Genomic DNA, 17,097 nt, shown 5'->3' with positions numbered 1-17,097 from the left:
ACTCACAGGCTGAGGCGCGAGCGCTGCCGAAGCAGCATCCACAGGAAGAAAGGCCCGCCAACACCGGCGGTAATGATGCCGATCGGCAGTTCGGCCGGCGAGACGATGGTGCGGGCCAGCACGTCGGCGATGATGAGCAGAGAGCCGCCGAGAAGGGCGGAAGCCGGCAGCAGGAAGCGGTGGTCCGGGCCGATGGCCATGCGCAGGATATGCGGCACGATGATGCCGACGAAGCCGATCCCGCCGCTGACCGCGACGGAGGCGCCGACTGCGGCCGCAACGCTGACGATGGCAATATTCTTCAGCCGCTGCACAGCAACGCCCATATGGAAAGCCGCTGCTTCGCCGAGTGTCAGCGCATTGAGACCGCGCGCCATGAAGGGCAGAGGCAGCATGGAGAGAATGATGATTGGTCCGGTGGCGGCGATCTTGGTCCAGGTGGCGCCGGCAAGCGATCCCATGCTCCAGAAGGTGAGATCACGCAGTTGCCGGTCATCGGCCATGTAGATCAGCAAGCCGGTCGCAGCCAGCGCCAAGGCGCCGAGCGCAATACCGGCGAGCAGCATGGTTGCTATGGATGTCAGTCCTTGTCGCGTCGCCACCCTATAGAGAAGTATGGTCGTGACGAGGCCGCCGCCGAAGGCTGAGATCGGCAGGGAGAAGATGCCGAAGATATGTGCGACCGGCGCGAGGATGCCGCCGCCGAGGACGATCATTCCCACTGCGCCGAGGCTGGAGCCTGCCGAAATGCCGATCAGGCCGGGATCGGCTAGTGGATTGCGGAACAGGCCCTGCATGACCGCGCCGGAGACCGCAAGCCCGCCGCCGATCAGGAATCCGAGAATGGCGCGGGGCAGGCGGATGTCGAAGATGATGATGCGGTCGCGGCTGCTGAGCGTGTTGTCGGCGCTGCCGCTCACCATGCTGCCGATGACGTCGACGATCGAGGCATCGGATGCGCCTGTCATGATTGAAAAGCCGAAAGCAAGAAGGGCGGCGATGACGAGGCCGGTCAACACGAAGAGCGAGAGCGCAGTGCGGTCGCCCTCGCGATGGCGACGGTCCCTTCGGTGCGACATGCGCTTCAGCCCTGGCATGACCTCGTTGAGCGCCACCTCAGCCCCCGTAGATCGCGGCATTCAGCTCGCGCACGGCGGCAGCGGTGCGTGGCCCGAAGCCGAGCAGATGCAGCCCGTCCATGCGGACGATCGCCTTGTGGCTGGCGGCGGGCGTCAGCGAAATTGCCGGCTGCTTCAAGAGATCGTCATCTTTCATCGACAGCGGACCTTCGCGGTCCATGATCAGGATCACGTCGGGCTTTGCCTCAATGATCGCTTCGTCGGTCATCGGCTTATAGCCTGAGAAACTGTCGACGGCATTGATGGCGCCGGCAAGCTTGATGATGCCCTCGGCGGCGGTATTCCTGCCGGAGGCGAGAATCTTGCCGTTTTGCTTGCTGAGGATGAAAAGCACGCGTTTGCGTTCGGCCTGCGGGCGCTTCTCGGAGTTTGCAATTGCCGCGTCGAGATCAGCGGCAATCTTGTTTTCCAGCGCCTTTGCCTTGTCGGGTACGCCGAGCAGCGAGCCGACGACGTCGATCTTCTTCAGGATGCCGTCACGGTCATAGCTCTGCGGCACGGTTTCGAAGGGTATGCTGGCATTGCGCAGCACCGCCAAGGCCTCCGGCGGACCGGAACCGTCCACCGCGATGATGGCGGTCGGATTGACGGCGAGGATGCCCTCCGGCGACAGTGCCCGCATATAACCGACATCGGGCAACTTGGCTGTCGCCTCCGGATATGTGCTGGTCGAGTCGCGGGCGATTAGCCTGCTTTCCTCGCCGAGCGCGTAGATGATTTCGGTGACATCGCCGCCGACCGAAACGAGGCGGGATGTATCGATTTGCGGCGCTTCCGCGGCATGAGCGCGCTCGACCAGACCATAGCCGCCCTTGACCGGACTCACGGGAACAAGCGGCAGTGTCATCACCAGCGCCGTCAGCGCGATTTCCCACGGCTTGATGCGCTTGAGATTCTTCAGCATCGTCATGTCTCGATCCTTACGCGGCAACGCTGGCGTTGGCCTTCGGGAGATTTTCGATGATGGCGCGCCAGTCCGGACGCTCGTCGAAACCTTCCTTCCGCTTGCCGAAGAACTGGATGATCAGCTCACCTTTGGCGTTATAGGCTTCGAGCGAGGTGACGTGACCGTCTTTCGTCGGCTTACGCACGGCCCAGGCCTCGGCGATATGATCTTGGCGCAGATGCAGATGGAAGGTGGGGTCCATGATGTTGATCCAAGGACCCATGGCCTTCACGTTGAAGATCGGCCCTGAATGGATCTGCACAATTCCGTCATTGGCGACGAAGCACATGATCGGCAGACCTTCGCGAACGGAGGCATGCATCATTTCGGCGACCGCGTTCGTTTCCAGTTTCCAGGCATAATCGTCACCAACCGTGCGGATCGCCGCCTGGCGGCCGATCTTCAGCTTTTTCAGCATGCCGAAGAATTCATGCGTGTCCGTCATGCGGCTCCAGTGGTCGCGCAGCTCGTCCCGGCTGACATCGCCGTCGATCTCGCCATTGTCGTAGCCGGAGCGATCCTCGACAAAATCCTGCGACTGGTCTTCGAGCCGGAGTTCGGCGACCATGGCGTGATAAGCCTCGACATTCGAGGCGGGGCGCAGATGCACCTTATGAACGGCGTCGCCGGCCCTATTGAAGAACTGCAGGCTGAGCCGCTGCTGGTCGCCATCGGTCTTGGTGACGGCGAAGGCATGGGCCCAGCGTTTCGGGAAGATGCGCAGATCGATGTTTTCGCCAAGCACGATGGCCGCCTGCGCGCCTGATTTGATGTTTTCGTAGGCCCCGATCTTTTCGTGCACGGCGCTTTCGTTGCGCGACAGCGCCAGGACTTCGCCGAGGGAGGCAATGTGGGCAAGGAACCGGTGGGCATCGGCGTCGATGCGGGTAGCGGAAATGCCGACTTCAGCGGCGACAAGGGCCGCTTCGGAAACACCCAAGCGAGCCGCGATATCGCGCTCGCGCATTTTCGAATTTTCAGCGCGAAAGGCGCGAATATCGGCTGGGGCCAATCGGGTCGTTTCTCTGGTCGTCTCAGTCATCTGCAATGCCTATTTGTTGAGAATGAGTTTGCCTTGGCGCGTGATTTTCATCCGGTAGATGATGCCCTCGTGCCTGATCATGATTTCAGTCTGGCCACGAAAAATATCCGTGCTCTCGACAATTCTAATGTGCGGTGCGGCAGTCGGCGGCACCGGCCGTATTGGTGTTTTCTCAGCAATCATCCTGCTTGGTTTTGCCTGAAAATTCATAGGAAGCCGGAGCTTGTTCCGGCCAGATTTATCTTGACTCGCATACTCAAGGTTTCCTAAAGACGCAATAGAAGACTTTAAGAGTCAAGTTTTAATTTCGGGCGATGCACGCACGGCATTGATCCGCGCTCGCCAGCAAATATTCAGGAGAGATTGCCGATGCCGACGAAGACGATTTTGGCGGTGGCCGCTGGCGGGCTGTTCACCATTGCCTCCTGCCTCCCGGCCTTCGCCCAGGATGCGACTGCGGCTTCGACGAATGCGCCGAAGCTCAATGTCGAACTGAACGCGCTCGTGCCGTCTCAGAAGGGCTGCGTGATGACCTTCGTCGCGGAAAACGATCTGGCGACGCCGATCGGCAAGATCTCCTTTGAGCTCGCCTTCTTCAACGACAAGAACGCGGTCGACCGTGTGACCGTCCTTGATTTTCGCGACCTGCCGGTCGGCAAGAAGCGCGTGCGGCAGTTCGATATGCCCGGAGTGAAGTGCGAGAGCGTCAGCCGCATCATCATCAATGATACGCCGGTGTGCGATGGCCCGGCGGCGGGCGAATGCAAAGCCGCGCTCACGACACGTTCGCAGCTTTCCGTTCCCTTCGAAGGCTGAGATCATGGCCTCCCGCTCGGCCAAGATTTCCATCGAGCGTCGCCGCCCCGGCGGTGACATGAATGATAATCATCCGAGCGTTCTTCCGGGGCACGAGCTGACCGGCCTAGATGGCCTGCCGAGGCCGCCGGCCGCCGAGGCGGTTGTTCATTACAGCCGCTTTACCCAGATTGGCTCCGTTCCCGCTCATCCGAGTGAGCCTGTGGCGGATGCGTTGGAGCCGCCCACTATGGATCTGACGGCGGAGAGGCCGAATCGCGCCCTTTCGACGGGCAAGAAAACAGTCACCTTCGCCTGCCTTGGCTCCTTCCTCTTTCACGCCGCCATTGTCGCCGCCTTGTTGGTGACGATGGCGGCAGTGCCCGAAGATGCCGTGGAAGCGGCGGGCGATACCGTCAGCGTCATCGTGCTTGGCAGCTCCGATATGGACCAGATGTCGGCAGGCGAGGAAAGCAAGGACCCGCAGCCCGAAGAGATAACGGCAGATGCCGTGCAGCCGGAGACGGTGCAGCCAGCCGATGTAAAGCCCGCAGAAACGGAAGCTGTTCAGCCGATGCCAGAGATCATGGAGGCAGCTCAGCCGTCGCAACCGCTGCAACAGGTGTCCCCGGAAACCGTTATCAGCCGGGAGCCGGAGGTGCTGGCGACAGAGGCACCGGCCGAGACGACAGTGGTTCAGCCGATGACGGCAATGGCGCAACCGACGGATGCCGAGCCTGCCGAAGTCCGGCCCGCCGAGACGGAGCCCGTTGAAGTGCCGCCGACGGAAACCGCGCGAGCCGCCCTGCCGCCTACCGAAGTCGTGACCCCGGTGGAAAAACCGGTCCAGCCAGCCAAACCGGTCGAAAAGCCAAAGGATGTCGTCAAGAAGCAGCCGCCGAAGGTGGCGAAGAAGGCCGGCTCCGGTGGTGAGAGCGAGCAGGATTCGAAGAAGGGCGCTGCCGAAGGGACGGAAACGGCACAGTCGAACGCGAATTCGCAGGCCGACGGCCAGCGCAGCGGTTCGGGCAGTGCGGCAGTTGCCAACTATCCCGGCAAAGTGCAGTCCCGCATCCGCCGCGCCGTCCGCCTGTCCTCGAAATACGAAAAGGGCATAACGGTTCGGGTACGTCTGACGATCGGTGCGGGCGGTGAACTCAATTCGCTTTCCGTTGCGCGGAGTTCCGGCATTCCTGAACTGGATGATGCCGTCACGGACGGTGTTCGCCGCGCTGCGCCGTTTCCGCCGCTGCCGCCCGGAATGGGGCAAGCCCAGTTGGTCCTTCACACAGGAGGTTCAGGTGACAGGGCGACAAATTGAATAAAATATGACCGCAATACTCAACTTTATTCTTTACTAGAAAAGTCAACTTTAATATGGTCGTCTCGCGCTCGATGGAATCGAGCGCAAAAGAGCAACCAGCAAACGGGTGATGCATGGCGCGTAAGGGGAAAAAGGATTTTGGCCGCGATAACCGCGAGGCGCAAACGCCGGCGCAGGTATCGGCAAGATCCAGTCTCGACGGACGCAGCTTCCTTTATGTCGGCGGCCGGGATTGCCAGGTGGCGCATCTTCGTCAGATCGCCAGCAACTTCGGCGCCGAGCTGATCCATCACGACGGCGGCTTGCGCGAGGCAGTGTCGCGCATCGACACCGTGCTGCCTTCCGTCGACTGCGTTTTCTGCCCGATCGACTGTATCAGCCACGATGCTTGCCTGCGGGTGAAGACCGGCTGCAAGAAATTCGGCAAGACATTCATTCCTTTGCGCAATGGCAGCAAGTCGAGCCTTGAGCGAGCGCTGCAGACCATGAACGAACGAGACAATTCCCGATGACTGACAAAGGCCCTGACGGGTTCATGATGATCGGCCTGCACAAGCTGGCCTCGCAGAATGGCGACGGCTTGGTGCCGGAACTCTACGGTTTGCTGATGCGTCGCGCGGAAGAGCAGCGACAGGCTCCAAACGTGACGGCTTTTCCCTTTTGGGAGGCGCGCCTTCCCGGTGAAGCGCCGGATATCCCGCTCGGCATTTCCGCGCGCGACGGCACGAATGTCATTGCCTTTGCGCCGCAGCCGGGCAAGACTGCCGAGCGCCGCAAGAAGGTTTGACCGCCGGGAGATCCAGCCATGTACATCGCGATGAACCGCTTCAAGGTCATCATTGGTTCGGAGAGCGCTTTCGAGACTGTCTGGAAAGGCCGCGATTCGCGGTTGGAAGAGGTTCCAGGTTTCGTAGAATTCCGGCTGCTGCGGGGCGAGACGAATGTGGAAGAGGGCTTTACGCTGTTTTCCTCGCATACGATCTGGCGCAGTGAAGAGGATTTCCTCAACTGGACGAAATCCGAGAATTTCCGCATGGCGCACCGCAATGCCGGAGAAAACAAGGCCCTCTATTGGGGGCCGCCTCGCTTCGAGGGATTCAATGTGGTTGCCGGGGTTTGACGGCAGATGCTGCCTATCCCGCCCCTTCGACAAGCTCAGGAGGGCGAGATAGGATTCCGTGTTTGCCGCTCTATCAAACTTCCATCGTACGCTTCTTAAAGAATGCTCCCAGAGCCACCACCGCCCATCCGGCTATCATGCCGAGCCCTCCCGTCGGTGCTGCCAGCGGGAAAAGCGAATTGCCGCCGAAATGGCGGCCGACGAGATCGCCGGCAAAAACTAGGGTTCCCAACCCAAGCAGCACCGCTGCCACCGGGGCCGTGCGGATGCGGTCATAGCCGGCGTAGAGGGCGAGCAGGGCAGGGGCATGCGCCAGGCACATAGTCGAAGCAGAGCCGAGAAAATGCGCATCGCCGCCATGGGACGCTGCGGCGGCGAGCGCGACACCGGCGCCGCCGAGAGTGCCGGCGACAAACAGGGTGAGTGGACGGATTGTGGCGCTGAAGCTCATGCTTTTTGTCATTCCCGGTTCTGCATGTGAAAGGCGAGACGCTCGATCGGCTCCCAGATGATGGTCCGAAGTTTTTCGTTCTCGATGGTTTCGTCCATGGCGCGGCGGAAGCAGAGTAGCCATTCGTCGCGCTCCTTTGGACCGATAGCGGCGATGAAATGGCGGCTGCGCAGGCGCGGATGGCCGCGTTTTTCGACATAGAGCTGCGGTCCGCCGAGATAACCGGTCAGATATTCGTAGAGTTTCTCGCTGGAGCCTTCGAGGCTTGGCGGATGCACGGCGCGGCAGTTCGCTGCCTCCGGTAACGTATCCATCAGCTCATAGAAACGCGCTGTCAGCGCCCGCACGGTCTGATCGCCGCCGATTGCCTGGTAAAGTGTGATGGTCTCTTCGCTCAAATGCCGGCCCCCACTCGCTGGGCTCTACATGGCAACTCACGAGGCTGGCCGCAACTGCCGACATACTGCATGCGGCGTTTCGGCGCTGCCGTCGCGTGATCTCAGCCAAAAGCTGCTCGATATTTCGAAGATCGTGCGCTATTCCGCCGCCATCAGTTGGAAACTGTCGCTTTCGCCGGGGATGAGCTCGAGCGGCCAGATCGTCTGGCGCGTATTCCTAGGGTATTCCTGGCTGTAAGCGGGCATGCTGGAGAGCAGGATTTCAGCGAGCTCGACGCCGAGATCGTGCACCGAGGTGCGAAAGCAGGTCAGCGCCGGCTGCAGGAATTTGGCGCGCGGCGCCTCGCGGAAGCTGACGACGGCAATGTTGCGTCCTGGAACGATGCCGGCTTCCATGAGGCGGCGATAGAGGCCGATCGCCATCAATTCGTAGATCAGGATCACGGCGGTCGGCCTATCTTGCAGCTTCAACAGTTCGTCGCCAACCTGGTAACCGCCCTGTTCGCTCGATTTGGCGCGAAGGACTAGTGCGGGGTCATAGGCAATACCATGTCGCTCCAGCGCGCGCCGATAGCCCTCCACGAAAATAAAGCCGAGATTGATGTCGCTGGAGGGGGCGCTGATGGCGATGCGGCGATGTCCATGCGCCACGAGCCGATCGACTGCGCTGTTGGCAACGCCGTCGAAATCGAGGTCGGCCCATGGATGCTGCGTGCCCGAAAGGCTGCGCCCAAGGGCGACGAAAGGGATTTTCGCCTTTGCGAGCAAGTCGAAACGCTTGTCGACGCGATGCGTCTCCGAAATGATGAGCGCATCGACGATGCGCCTCGCGACCATGCGCTTCAGATATTCATAGGGGTCTTCGTCATGCGGGCAGGGCAACATGATCAGATCGAGCTTGTGGCGCAACAATACGCTCTGCAGCCCGCCCGTGACGGTCAGGAAAAAATTGTCGCTGTTTTCAACGGTTTCCCTGCTGGATTGGATCATCAGCCCAATGACGTTCGTCGTACCTTGCCGCAGGCTGCGGCCTGATTGGTTCGCCACATAGCCAAGCTGTTCTGCTGCGGCGAGCACGCGCTTGCGGGTCTCTTCGTTGACATCCGGCTTGCCGTTCAGCGCCCGCGACACCGTGCCGATCGAAATATCGAGATGTTCGGCAAGCTGACGGATTCCCTTCATAGACTGCGATTTTCCTTCCTGCGGCAATTTCCGGTCTCCCTCTATTGACACAGTAAATTCTTTTCGCCTAGGATCGTAAACGTTTACGGGACGGGTGTCACGAGGAGTTTGGCGCCGTTCGCTGGAGGAAATCGTGAAATTTAACGCCATTCTGTGCGGGTGCGGAGCTATGTCCAAGGGCTGGCTCAGGGCCATCGCCTCGACGCCGGCGCTTGCCGGATCCATTCAAATCGTCGGCTTGGTCGATCTCAATCGAGCCACCGCTGAAAGCCTTGCGAAAGAGTTCTCTCTCGAAAATGCCGTCATCGGCTCGGATCTGGCCGAGGTCATTGCCGCGACAAAGGCTGATCTGGTGTTCGACGTTGTCATTCCGGCTGCCCGTTTCGGCGTCGTATCGACCGCGCTGAAGGCTGGCTGCCATGTCCTGAGCGAAAAGCCGATGGCAACCTCGCTCGCCGAGGGTGCCGCTCTTATCGACTTCGCGGCCGAAACCGGCAAGGTTCATGCCATCATCCAGAACCGCCGCTTCATCTCCGGCGTGCGCCGCATGCGCCGTTTCGTCGAGGAGGGGGCGATCGGCGAGCTCACCGGCATCCATTGCGATTTCTTCCTGGCCCCGCATTTCGGCGGTTTCCGTGAGGAGATGGACAACGTGCTTCTCCTCGACATGGCGATTCATACGTTCGATGCCGCCCGTTTCGTTGCCGGTAAGACGCCGCTTGCCGTCTATTGTGTGGAGAAAAATCCCGCGGGCTCCTGGTACAAGCACGGCGCATCGGCGCACGCATTGTTCGAATTTTCCGACGACGTCGTCTTCAGCTATCGTGGCTCCTGGTGTGCCGAAGGCAAGCGCACGAGCTGGGAGAGCCAATGGCGGCTCACCGGCAGCAAGGGCATGCTCACCTGGGACGGCGAAGAGCATTTCGAAGCTTCCGTTGCCGGCCATGAGCCCGGCCTGCTGCACGGCTTCACTCCGATCGAAGTTCCGGGTCCCGAGCATGATGAGGAGACGCATGGGCATGCCAGCGTCATCGCGTCGTTCATCGAGGCGGTGAAGACAGGCAAGCGGCCGGAAACCGAAAGCCGCGACAACATCCACAGCCTCGCCATGGTCCTCGGCGCGATCGAAAGCGCCAAATCGGGCCGACGTATCGACATTTCAGCATAAGGACAGTGAGATCATGACAAATCCGGCAAAGGCCATCCGTATCGGCACGATGATCAGGGCGACCAACGAAGATGCCGCCGCAGGCATTGCCAAGATCGCCGATCTTGGCTTCGAGAGCTTCGAGCCCTTCTTCTGGCAGACGACCAATGGCCAGAATCTGGCGGAACTCGGCAAGCGCTGCCTTGATGCCATCGGCGACCGCGATATCACGATCTCGACCCTTGGCATGTTCGGCAATCCGCTCGAAGGCACCGATCTCGACCAGCAGACGCTGCAGGGCTGGAGGGATTGTATCGACAACGCTCATCATTTCGGTGCGACCTGCGTCGCGGGCTTCACCGGCCGCATCCGTAACAAGCCGCTGACCGACAGCTTGCCTCGCTACAAACAGGTGTGGAGCGAGCTTGCCAAGCGCGCCGCCGACCGGGGTGTCAAGATCGCTTTCGAGAATTGCGCCATGGATGGCAATTGGGCGACCGGTGACTGGAACATCGCGCATAACCCCGATGCCTGGGAGCTGATGTTCAACGAGACCCCGGACGACAATCTCGGCCTGGAATGGGAGCCATGCCACCAGATGGTCTATCTGATCGAGCCGCTGCCGCAGATCCGCAAATGGGCGAAAAAGATTTTCCACGTCCATGGCAAGGATGCGACCATCCGCTGGGACGTCATCAGGGAACACGGCATTTTCGGCAAAGAGAAGTTCGTCTTCATGCGGACGCCGGGTTTTGGCGACAGCAATTGGACTGATATCATCTCCGAATTGCGTCTCGCCGGCTGGTCCGGTTCGATCGACATCGAAGGCTGGCATGACCCGGTCTATCGCAATGAGCTGGAAATGACTGGCCAGATCCATGGCCTGAACTATCTCAAGAAGAGTCGCGGCGGCGAATTCGTCGAATAGCGCGCAGTCGCCTAAATCCGGATCGATTTAGGGGAGGAGTCGTGCGCTAATTCGGGAAGCTGGAGCGGCTCTCTATAACGCTCCAGCCTAGCCCGGGCGTCGAAACGGAGGAGCGTTGCGAGGTCGAAGGACTGTTTGCCGGGCTCAGGTGGCGGACAGACATAAAGCCAAAAGGAAAACGCCGATCGGCATCGCGAGCCATGCCGTCGGGCGGGTACCGTCACGGTTCGCAAAGTGGAGGAGAATATATGAACATGTTTTCGAAGCTGGCGATCTCGGCCGGCATGTCGCTCCTGTTGGCTGCCGGTGTGGCGCAAGCCCAGAGCAAGACATTTAACGTCTGGTGGTTCGAGTTGCCGGACACGCCTCAGGCCAAGGCCTGGACCAAGGCTCTTGAAACGCTCAAGGCCAAGCATCCGGATATCACCATCAATTTCGAACAGAAGACCTTCGAGCAATTGCAGAAGGCAGGCAGTCTTATCCTCAATTCGGATCAGGCTCCGGACCTTCTCGAATACAACAAGGGCAATGCCACGGCCGGTCTCGTCGCGTCTCAAGGCCTGCTGACGCCACTTGACGACCAATTCAAGTCGCGCGGCTGGGACAAGATCCTCAACGAAACCAACACCCAGCTCAGCAAATATGATGCCAACGGCATTTACGGTTCAGGCCCGATGATCGGTGTTCCGACCTATGCCGAGTTCGTCTCGGTCTTCTATAATATCGATATGTTCCAGGCCAACGGCGTGAAAGTGCCGACCACGCTGGAGGAATTCGAAGCCGCTCTCGACACCTTCAAGAAGAAGGGCATTACGCCGCTTGCCTATGGCACGGTGGATTCCAACGCGCAGCACCTGCTTTATACGCTGGCCCTGACGCAAGCCGACGACACTTGGGTCAAGAACTATCAGGGCCTCAAGGCACCGCTCGACACCAAACCCTTCCTGTTCGCCGCACAGAAGATCGTCGACTGGGTGAGCAAGGGCTATATCTCCAAGGATTCGACCGGCCTCAAGGGCACGGGCGGTGCCGACAACCTGTTCTCCTCCGGCAAATCGCCAATGTTTGTCAGCGGTACCTGGAACAATGGCAATTTCGCGACCAATATCAAGAACTTCAAGTGGAGTCAGTTCGTCTTCCCGACACCGAAATACAGCACCGGTTCGACCGGCAACCTGTTCATGGTGCCGAAGAGCTCCAAGAACAAGGATCTCGCCTACGAATTCATCGATCTGGTGCTAGGCAAGGAGAACCAGAATCTGGACGCCAATCTCGGCGGCGTCGCCATCGCCGCTGATCCGGCCGTGATCACCGACGAGGTCGGCAAGCGCAATGTCGAGCTCTTCAGCCAGATTTCCGGCAAGGGCGGTCTTGGCCTCTATCCGGACTGGCCGGTACCGGGCTACTACGAGCTTCTCATCCAGGCGACCACCGGTCTGGTGAACGGCTCGACGACGCCCGACCAATTCGTCGCGCGCCTGAAGAAGGCCTATGACGATGTGCAGGCGGCTCAATAAAACCATCGGCAACAATTCATGGCGGCGGGACGGCTTCAATGCCGCCTCGCCGTATCGGACTGGAGGAACTCGATGGACAAGTCCCAGAACGCCGGGAGAGCAGGGTACTATCTTTATATAATCCCAGGCATGCTGGGATTTACCCTGGTGGTGCTCGTTCCGTTGATCGCCAACTTCGTGATCAGCTTTACCACCTGGAAAGGCGGAAACATTGCACCGCGCTATGTCGGACTTGAGAACTACCAAAGGCTGCTCGCCGATACGGTGTTCTGGAGTTCGATCCAGCACACGGTTCTGTTCATCATTTCGATGACGATCGTGCCCATTCTGCTTGGGCTGGTTCTGGCGGCGGTTTTGTTCGACTATATCAGCGCGCAGTTCAGCGAAACGTGGTCGAGTTTCTTTCGCGCCGGCTTCTATCTGCCACAGATTTTGCCGTTGACGGCCGCCGGCGTTCTTTGGGCCTGGATCCTCAACCCGGTCGGCATCATCAATGCGGTGCTGAAAGGGATTGGCCTCGATTTCCTGGCGAAGAACTGGCTGGGGGACGCAAGCTTTGCGCTCTGGGCCGTTTCAGCCGTTATCGTCTGGGTACAGGTCGGCTATTGCCTTGTCGTGTTCATGTCCGGATTGGCGCGCGTCGATCCTTCGCTCTATGAGGCTGCCGAACTCGACAATGCGAGCTGGTTCGGACGTTTCCGCTACATCACAATCCCCATGCTCATGCCCGAGATTTTTGTCGTCGCCCTTACGACGCTGATCGCGGCACTCAAGGTCTTCGCGCCGATCTACGTTCTGACGTCGGGTGGCCCCGACAATGCGACCACGGTGCCGTCCTATCTATCCTACTATCATTTCTTCACGACAAACCGCGTCGGTTACGCAGCGGCGATTGCGACCTTGCAGACCGTGATGACGATCGTGCTCGGCATCGTTTTCCTACGCATGCAGTCGAAGCAAGAGGGAGGGCGCTGACATGACGACCACGGTTTCGCTTTCGACCGAAGTTACATCGGACATGCATGTGCACCATGGCCAGAAGAAGGGCTTTGCCCGCTGGATCGTCCTGGCTATCCTACTCGTCCTTCTTGCCGCCACGCTCTTTCCATTCCTGCTGGCGGCTTTGAATGCCATCAAGACGCCGGCGGATTATGCGGCCAACGGTCCGCTTGCATTGCCGCATAGTTTCGACCTGACGGCGCTCAAGAACTTCTGGACGACTGTCGATTTCACCCGCAAGCTCATCAACAGCATTCTCGTCAGCGGATGCACGGCCATCTTGGCCGTGGTCCTCAGCCTGCTCAATGCCTATGCCATCGGCATTGGCCGCGTGCGGGGTGGAAAGGCATTGCTGGTGATCTTGCTGATTTCCATCATGGCCCCGCAGGAGGCTTTGGTGTACCCGCTCTACTACATGGCGAAGCAAGTCGGTCTGTTCGACTCGATGTTCGCCGTAATCCTGATCTTCGGCGTCTTGCACACCGCGTTCGGCACCTATCTTCTGTCATCGGTGCTGACGACGTTCCCCCGTGAGATCATCGAGGCGGCGCAGCTCGACAATGCGAGCCGTTGGCAAATCCTTTGGAAGGTGATCGTGCCGGTGCTGCGGCCGACGCTTGCCGTGCTCGCAACCTTCTTCTTCATCTGGACCTGGAACGAGTTTCTGATCCCTTTGGTGTTCCTGGTCTCCAACAACAATCAAACGGTCTCCGTCGCCATGGGCGTGTTGTCGGGCGCCAATACGCAGGATCCGACCGCGATTGCAGCGGCGTCGCTGCTCGGCGTCACGCCGACGGTGATCTTCTTCCTGATTTTCCAACGCACGTTGACGCGTGGCGTAGCCGTTGGTGCTGTCAAATAGACCGAGGGAAAAGGCAGGTCTGACAAGGTTCAATTCTCCTGGAGGAGGAAAAAGTGGCAGGTATCAACATCAAATCCCTCACCAAGCATTTCGGTGCAGTGCAGGTTCTGAACGACATCGACCTGACGATTGAGCGCGGAGAGTTTGTCGTGTTCCTGGGCGGCTCCGGTTGCGGCAAGTCCACCTTGCTACGGATGATCGCCGGGCTGGAATCGATCACGAGCGGCGAGATCTGGATCGGGGGCAAGCGCGTCGACCAGCTTCCGCCTGGGGAGCGCGGCGTATCGATGGTGTTTCAGTCCTATGCGCTTTATCCGCATATGACGGTCCGCGACAACATGTCGTTCGGCCTCAGGAACATCAAGACGCCGAAGGCCGAGATCGCCAAGCGCATCGATGTAGCGGCCAAGATATTGGAAATGCCGCATCTTCTCGATCGCAAGCCGTCCGAGCTTTCCGGTGGCCAGCGCCAGCGTGTCGCCATCGGCCGCGCTATCGTGCGCGAGCCCGAGGTCTTCCTGTTCGATGAGCCGCTGTCCAACCTCGATGCCGGCCTGCGTACCCGCACGCGTGTCGAACTCGCGCAATTGCATGAACGACTGGGCGCGACGATGGTCTTCGTCACCCACGACCAGGTGGAGGCAATGACGCTCGCCGACCGGATCGTATTGCTGAACAACAAGAAGATCGAACAGGTAGCCACGCCGGTGGAGATCTATACGCGTCCGGCAACGCGCTATGTTGCCCAGTTCGTCGGCTCTCCGGGCATGAACTTCGTCAATGTAGCCGATGTCGGGGAGATCGGCGGCTTTGCGACGGCGACCTTGCCGGATGGATCCGTCATCAAGACGTCCGTTCCGCTAAATGGCGTCACCCGGTCTGAACTGACGCTCGGCATCCGGCCCGAATATCTGGTGGTCACGACGGCGGGGAAGGGCGACATTGCCGGCACTGTCGAAACGGTGGAGAGATTGGGCGACCGTTCGCTCGTCCATGTCAGGCTGAAGGACGGCTCGAAAATCATCGGGACCGATCCGGGCATGACCACTATCGCCACCGGGGCGCCGATCGCCTTTGCCGTCAACAGTGCCAAGCTGACGATCTTCGACCAGAACGATGTGGCCCATCATTCCGCGATCGAGGGAGCGCACTGACAGCCAAGACAATTGCCGGCGGCGGATAGCCCTAAACTTGTCATTGACGAAACCGTCTATTTGGTATGTTATATCGGCATGTCTGACGCGCACCACAGAAAGAAGCAGCCTTTGCTCGTCCGCCAGCAGTTGCTGGAGGTGGCGGCACGGCTGGCTTCGGAGAAGGGGATGACGGCGGTGACGCTGGATGCCGTTTCTGGTGCTTCCGGGGTCAGCAAAGGCGGACTGCTACACCATTTTCCCAACAAGAATACGCTTTTGGAGGCACTCTTCGACAGCCTCCTCGAGCGCCTAGATGAGGCGATCGAGGAGGCGATGCGTGCCGATCCTGTGCCGCACGGGCGTTTCACGCGCGGCTATCTCCGTGCCTGCCTCGCGCTTCGTGATCAGCCGCAGGAGACCCGGGATTGGGCGCAGGTGACGATGGTGCTGCTCAGCGAACCGCAGCTGCGGCAACGCTGGCGCGATTGGGTGCGCGAGCGCAGCGAAGAATATGTCGGTACGGACTCTTCGGCCGATGCCGCGATCGTGCGTTTGGCGACCGACGGGATCTGGCTCGCCGACCTGCTCGGTAGCCATGACATGGATGAGCGCGCCCGAGAGAAGCTCGTCGACCGGCTGATCGAACTCACACAGCTTTAGAGCACTTCCAGGAAAAGTGCGAAGCGGTTTTCCGTACCGAATGCGTAAAAACAAAGAGATAGAACCGTTGAGTTATTCTGTGAATCGCTGAACGGTTCTAGAAATCAAGGAAGAGCGTAATGGCGAATGCATCTGTCTATGCGATGCTGCTGGTGGCGATTGTCCTAGAGGTCATCGGCACGACGGCATTGCAGATGTCGCAGCAGTTTACCCGCCTCGGTCCCTCGATCGTGCTCGTACTGTGTTATGTCGCCGCCTTCTATTTCCTGTCGCTAACGCTGCGTGTCATTCCGGTCGGCATCGCCTATGCAATCTGGAGCGCGCTGGGTATCGTGCTGATCTCGGCCGTCGGCTTGGTGTTTTTTCGCCAGAAACTCGATTTGGCGGCCGTTATCGGCCTCGGGCTGATCATCGCCGGCGTACTGGTGGTCAACCTTTTTTCGAAATCAGTGTCGCATTAGAGCGACGTCACGCCCCTGACATCACGGTTTATATTATGTGACCGAAAACGTTTTCGGTCGCGGCGATTTTGCCTTTGTCAAATCCCTGGTGAGCGGCTATGTCTTCTGCAGGAGGCCGAAAGGAGAGTTGGGCGGCTATTTTCTCAAAGCGCTTTGGATCGGCTAGCCATTCAATAATTGTGTTTCAGAGGAGCACCGAAATGACCATTCGCACTGTCGTTTGGGGGGAGAATATTCATGAGCAAACCAATAGGGTCGTCGCCGAAATCTACCCGGAGGGTATGCACACGACGATCGCCAAGGCGCTGAATGCCGATGCCGGCATAGAAGCGACAACTGCGACGCTGCAGGCGCCGGAGCATGGCCTGAGCGAGGCACGGCTGAACGACACGGATGTCCTCGTCTGGTGGGGTCATAAGGACCACGGCGCCGTGAAGGACGAAATCGTCGAGCGTGTCGCCAAGCGCGTCTGGGAAGGCATGGGCCTCCTCGTGCTGCATTCCGGCCATTTCTCGAAAATCTTCAAGCGGCTGATGGGCACGCCCTGTGCGTTGAAATGGCGCGAAGCGGGCGAACGTGAGCGCCTTTGGGTCATCAATCCCCGCCACCCGATCGCCGCCGGCCTTGGCGAGCATTTCGAGCTCGAAAACGAGGAGATGTACGGCGAGCAGTTCTCCGTTCCCGAGCCGCTGGAAACGGTTTTCATTTCCTGGTTCCAGGGCGGCGAAGTTTTCCGCTCGGGCATGACCTGGCGGCGCGGCGCGGGCAATATCTTCTATTTCCGACCCGGCCACGAGACCTATCCGACCTACCACAATGAGACCGTGCAGAAGGTGCTGATCAACGCCGTCAAGTGGGCGCACAATCCGCTGGGAACGCAGACGAGCATTCATGATGCGCCGAATGTCCCGGTCGAAAAGGCGCTGGAGCCGATCGTCGAGCGTGGCCCTAGACTCCACCAGGCCGGCGAAGCCGGTTATCGCTGAGGTA

21 protein-coding genes are annotated in these 17,097 nt (G+C 59.6%); 14 read left to right on the top strand and 7 right to left on the bottom strand.

The features are described from left to right. Positions 1 to 2: 2 nt before the first annotated feature. The 4 genes from K290_RS0110430 to hemP are packed head-to-tail and all read right to left on the bottom strand — an operon-like array spanning position 3 to position 3,310. A complete protein-coding gene (locus tag K290_RS0110430; protein ID WP_425337586.1) occupies positions 3 to 1,097 on the bottom strand; it encodes a FecCD family ABC transporter permease in 1,095 nt (364 codons plus the stop codon). Positions 1,098 to 1,116: 19 nt separating this feature from the next. Beyond that, positions 1,117 to 2,049 (bottom strand): heme/hemin ABC transporter substrate-binding protein, encoded by a 933-nt coding sequence (locus K290_RS0110425; RefSeq protein ID WP_028751871.1) that lies wholly within the window; start codon positions 2,047 to 2,049, stop codon positions 1,117 to 1,119. 10 nt (positions 2,050 to 2,059) lie between these two features. Continuing rightward, positions 2,060 to 3,127, bottom strand: a complete 1,068-nt coding sequence (locus K290_RS0110420) for a hemin-degrading factor (protein WP_028751870.1) — start codon at positions 3,125 to 3,127, stop codon at positions 2,060 to 2,062. A gap of 9 nt (positions 3,128 to 3,136) precedes the next feature. Continuing rightward, positions 3,137 to 3,310: a hemin uptake protein HemP gene (hemP, locus tag K290_RS0110415; protein ID WP_028751869.1), complete on the bottom strand. Its 174-nt coding sequence runs from the start codon at positions 3,308 to 3,310 to the stop codon at positions 3,137 to 3,139. A gap of 186 nt (positions 3,311 to 3,496) precedes the next feature. Here hemP and K290_RS0110410 point away from each other — a divergent pair, with 186 nt between their 5' ends. The 5 genes from K290_RS0110410 (at position 3,497) to hmuQ (ending at position 6,366) form a co-directional block, all read left to right on the top strand. Next, entirely contained in the window at positions 3,497 to 3,943 is a 447-nt protein-coding gene (locus K290_RS0110410) for a hypothetical protein (RefSeq protein ID WP_028751868.1), read from the top strand. Positions 3,944 to 3,947: 4 nt separating this feature from the next. Continuing rightward, positions 3,948 to 5,243 (top strand): TonB family protein, encoded by a 1,296-nt coding sequence (locus K290_RS33985; RefSeq protein WP_081670262.1) that lies wholly within the window; start codon positions 3,948 to 3,950, stop codon positions 5,241 to 5,243. A gap of 116 nt (positions 5,244 to 5,359) precedes the next feature. Further along, positions 5,360 to 5,758 (top strand): DUF2325 domain-containing protein, encoded by a 399-nt coding sequence (locus K290_RS0110400; RefSeq protein ID WP_028751867.1) that lies wholly within the window; start codon positions 5,360 to 5,362, stop codon positions 5,756 to 5,758. Next, a complete protein-coding gene (locus tag K290_RS0110395) occupies positions 5,755 to 6,033 on the top strand; it encodes a hypothetical protein (protein ID WP_028751866.1) in 279 nt (92 codons plus the stop codon). Before K290_RS0110400 ends, K290_RS0110395 begins: the two co-directional genes overlap by 4 nt. Before the next feature lie 18 nt (positions 6,034 to 6,051). Beyond that, positions 6,052 to 6,366 (top strand): heme-degrading protein HmuQ, encoded by a 315-nt coding sequence (gene hmuQ, locus K290_RS0110390; protein WP_028751865.1) that lies wholly within the window; start codon positions 6,052 to 6,054, stop codon positions 6,364 to 6,366. A 73-nt stretch (positions 6,367 to 6,439) separates the two neighbouring features. Here hmuQ and K290_RS0110385 read toward each other — a convergent pair whose 3' ends face one another. From K290_RS0110385 to K290_RS0110375, 3 genes are all read right to left on the bottom strand, one after another. Further along, positions 6,440 to 6,817 (bottom strand): DUF423 domain-containing protein, encoded by a 378-nt coding sequence (locus K290_RS0110385; RefSeq protein ID WP_028751864.1) that lies wholly within the window; start codon positions 6,815 to 6,817, stop codon positions 6,440 to 6,442. 8 nt (positions 6,818 to 6,825) lie between these two features. Beyond that, positions 6,826 to 7,215 (bottom strand): group II truncated hemoglobin, encoded by a 390-nt coding sequence (locus K290_RS0110380; protein ID WP_028751863.1) that lies wholly within the window; start codon positions 7,213 to 7,215, stop codon positions 6,826 to 6,828. A gap of 138 nt (positions 7,216 to 7,353) precedes the next feature. Next, entirely contained in the window at positions 7,354 to 8,397 is a 1,044-nt protein-coding gene (locus K290_RS0110375) for a LacI family DNA-binding transcriptional regulator (RefSeq protein ID WP_028751862.1), read from the bottom strand. A gap of 133 nt (positions 8,398 to 8,530) precedes the next feature. Here K290_RS0110375 and K290_RS0110370 point away from each other — a divergent pair, with 133 nt between their 5' ends. From K290_RS0110370 to K290_RS0110325, 9 genes are all read left to right on the top strand, one after another. Continuing rightward, the gene (locus tag K290_RS0110370; protein WP_028751861.1) at positions 8,531 to 9,565 is read left to right on the top strand and encodes a Gfo/Idh/MocA family protein; all 1,035 of its coding nucleotides are present in this window, start codon (positions 8,531 to 8,533) and stop codon (positions 9,563 to 9,565) included. A gap of 13 nt (positions 9,566 to 9,578) precedes the next feature. Further along, entirely contained in the window at positions 9,579 to 10,472 is an 894-nt protein-coding gene (locus tag K290_RS0110365) for a sugar phosphate isomerase/epimerase family protein (RefSeq protein WP_028751860.1), read from the top strand. A 248-nt stretch (positions 10,473 to 10,720) separates the two neighbouring features. Next, on the top strand, positions 10,721 to 11,989 hold the full coding sequence (locus tag K290_RS0110360; RefSeq protein WP_028751859.1) for an ABC transporter substrate-binding protein: 1,269 nt from the start codon (positions 10,721 to 10,723) through the stop codon (positions 11,987 to 11,989). A 72-nt stretch (positions 11,990 to 12,061) separates the two neighbouring features. Then, positions 12,062 to 12,964, top strand: coding sequence for a carbohydrate ABC transporter permease (locus K290_RS0110355; RefSeq protein ID WP_028751858.1), 903 nt, complete (start codon positions 12,062 to 12,064; stop codon positions 12,962 to 12,964). Position 12,965: 1 nt separating this feature from the next. Continuing rightward, the gene (locus K290_RS0110350) at positions 12,966 to 13,850 is read left to right on the top strand and encodes a carbohydrate ABC transporter permease (RefSeq protein ID WP_028751857.1); all 885 of its coding nucleotides are present in this window, start codon (positions 12,966 to 12,968) and stop codon (positions 13,848 to 13,850) included. Positions 13,851 to 13,903: 53 nt separating this feature from the next. Continuing rightward, positions 13,904 to 15,004 carry an ABC transporter ATP-binding protein gene (locus tag K290_RS0110345; protein WP_028751856.1) on the top strand — a complete coding sequence of 367 codons (1,101 nt, stop codon included), beginning with the start codon at positions 13,904 to 13,906 and terminating at the stop codon, positions 15,002 to 15,004. Positions 15,005 to 15,082: 78 nt separating this feature from the next. Further along, the gene (locus tag K290_RS0110340) at positions 15,083 to 15,646 is read left to right on the top strand and encodes a TetR/AcrR family transcriptional regulator (protein WP_028751855.1); all 564 of its coding nucleotides are present in this window, start codon (positions 15,083 to 15,085) and stop codon (positions 15,644 to 15,646) included. A 119-nt stretch (positions 15,647 to 15,765) separates the two neighbouring features. After that, positions 15,766 to 16,107, top strand: a complete 342-nt coding sequence (locus tag K290_RS0110335) for an SMR family transporter (RefSeq protein ID WP_028751854.1) — start codon at positions 15,766 to 15,768, stop codon at positions 16,105 to 16,107. A gap of 200 nt (positions 16,108 to 16,307) precedes the next feature. Further along, entirely contained in the window at positions 16,308 to 17,093 is a 786-nt protein-coding gene (locus tag K290_RS0110325; protein ID WP_028751853.1) for a ThuA domain-containing protein, read from the top strand. Positions 17,094 to 17,097: the final 4 nt, after the last annotated feature.

It is taken from the genome of Rhizobium leucaenae USDA 9039, assembly GCF_000426285.1.
In the GTDB taxonomy this organism is placed as follows: Bacteria; Pseudomonadota; Alphaproteobacteria; order Rhizobiales; family Rhizobiaceae; genus Rhizobium; species Rhizobium leucaenae.
This window is presented reverse-complemented; position numbering and strand designations above follow the sequence as displayed.

Bases quoted from the DNA above. Each gene is read 5' to 3' on its own strand.
- K290_RS0110430 (WP_425337586.1), bottom strand. From the start codon at position 1,097: ATGCCAGGGCTGAAGCGCATGTCGCACCGAAGGGACCGTCGCCATCGC.
- K290_RS0110425 (WP_028751871.1), bottom strand. From the start codon at position 2,049: ATGACGATGCTGAAGAATCTCAAGCGCATCAAGCCGTGGGAAATCGCG.
- K290_RS0110420 (WP_028751870.1), bottom strand. From the start codon at position 3,127: ATGACTGAGACGACCAGAGAAACGACCCGATTGGCCCCAGCCGATATT.
- hemP (WP_028751869.1), bottom strand. From the start codon at position 3,310: ATGATTGCTGAGAAAACACCAATACGGCCGGTGCCGCCGACTGCCGCA.
- K290_RS0110410 (WP_028751868.1), top strand. From the start codon at position 3,497: ATGCCGACGAAGACGATTTTGGCGGTGGCCGCTGGCGGGCTGTTCACC.
- K290_RS33985 (WP_081670262.1), top strand. From the start codon at position 3,948: ATGGCCTCCCGCTCGGCCAAGATTTCCATCGAGCGTCGCCGCCCCGGC.
- K290_RS0110400 (WP_028751867.1), top strand. From the start codon at position 5,360: ATGGCGCGTAAGGGGAAAAAGGATTTTGGCCGCGATAACCGCGAGGCG.
- K290_RS0110395 (WP_028751866.1), top strand. From the start codon at position 5,755: ATGACTGACAAAGGCCCTGACGGGTTCATGATGATCGGCCTGCACAAG.
- hmuQ (WP_028751865.1), top strand. From the start codon at position 6,052: ATGTACATCGCGATGAACCGCTTCAAGGTCATCATTGGTTCGGAGAGC.
- K290_RS0110385 (WP_028751864.1), bottom strand. From the start codon at position 6,817: ATGAGCTTCAGCGCCACAATCCGTCCACTCACCCTGTTTGTCGCCGGC.
- K290_RS0110375 (WP_028751862.1), bottom strand. From the start codon at position 8,397: ATGAAGGGAATCCGTCAGCTTGCCGAACATCTCGATATTTCGATCGGC.
- K290_RS0110365 (WP_028751860.1), top strand. From the start codon at position 9,579: ATGACAAATCCGGCAAAGGCCATCCGTATCGGCACGATGATCAGGGCG.
- K290_RS0110360 (WP_028751859.1), top strand. From the start codon at position 10,721: ATGAACATGTTTTCGAAGCTGGCGATCTCGGCCGGCATGTCGCTCCTG.
- K290_RS0110355 (WP_028751858.1), top strand. From the start codon at position 12,062: ATGGACAAGTCCCAGAACGCCGGGAGAGCAGGGTACTATCTTTATATA.
- K290_RS0110350 (WP_028751857.1), top strand. From the start codon at position 12,966: ATGACGACCACGGTTTCGCTTTCGACCGAAGTTACATCGGACATGCAT.
- K290_RS0110340 (WP_028751855.1), top strand. From the start codon at position 15,083: ATGTCTGACGCGCACCACAGAAAGAAGCAGCCTTTGCTCGTCCGCCAG.
- K290_RS0110335 (WP_028751854.1), top strand. From the start codon at position 15,766: ATGGCGAATGCATCTGTCTATGCGATGCTGCTGGTGGCGATTGTCCTA.
- K290_RS0110325 (WP_028751853.1), top strand. From the start codon at position 16,308: ATGACCATTCGCACTGTCGTTTGGGGGGAGAATATTCATGAGCAAACC.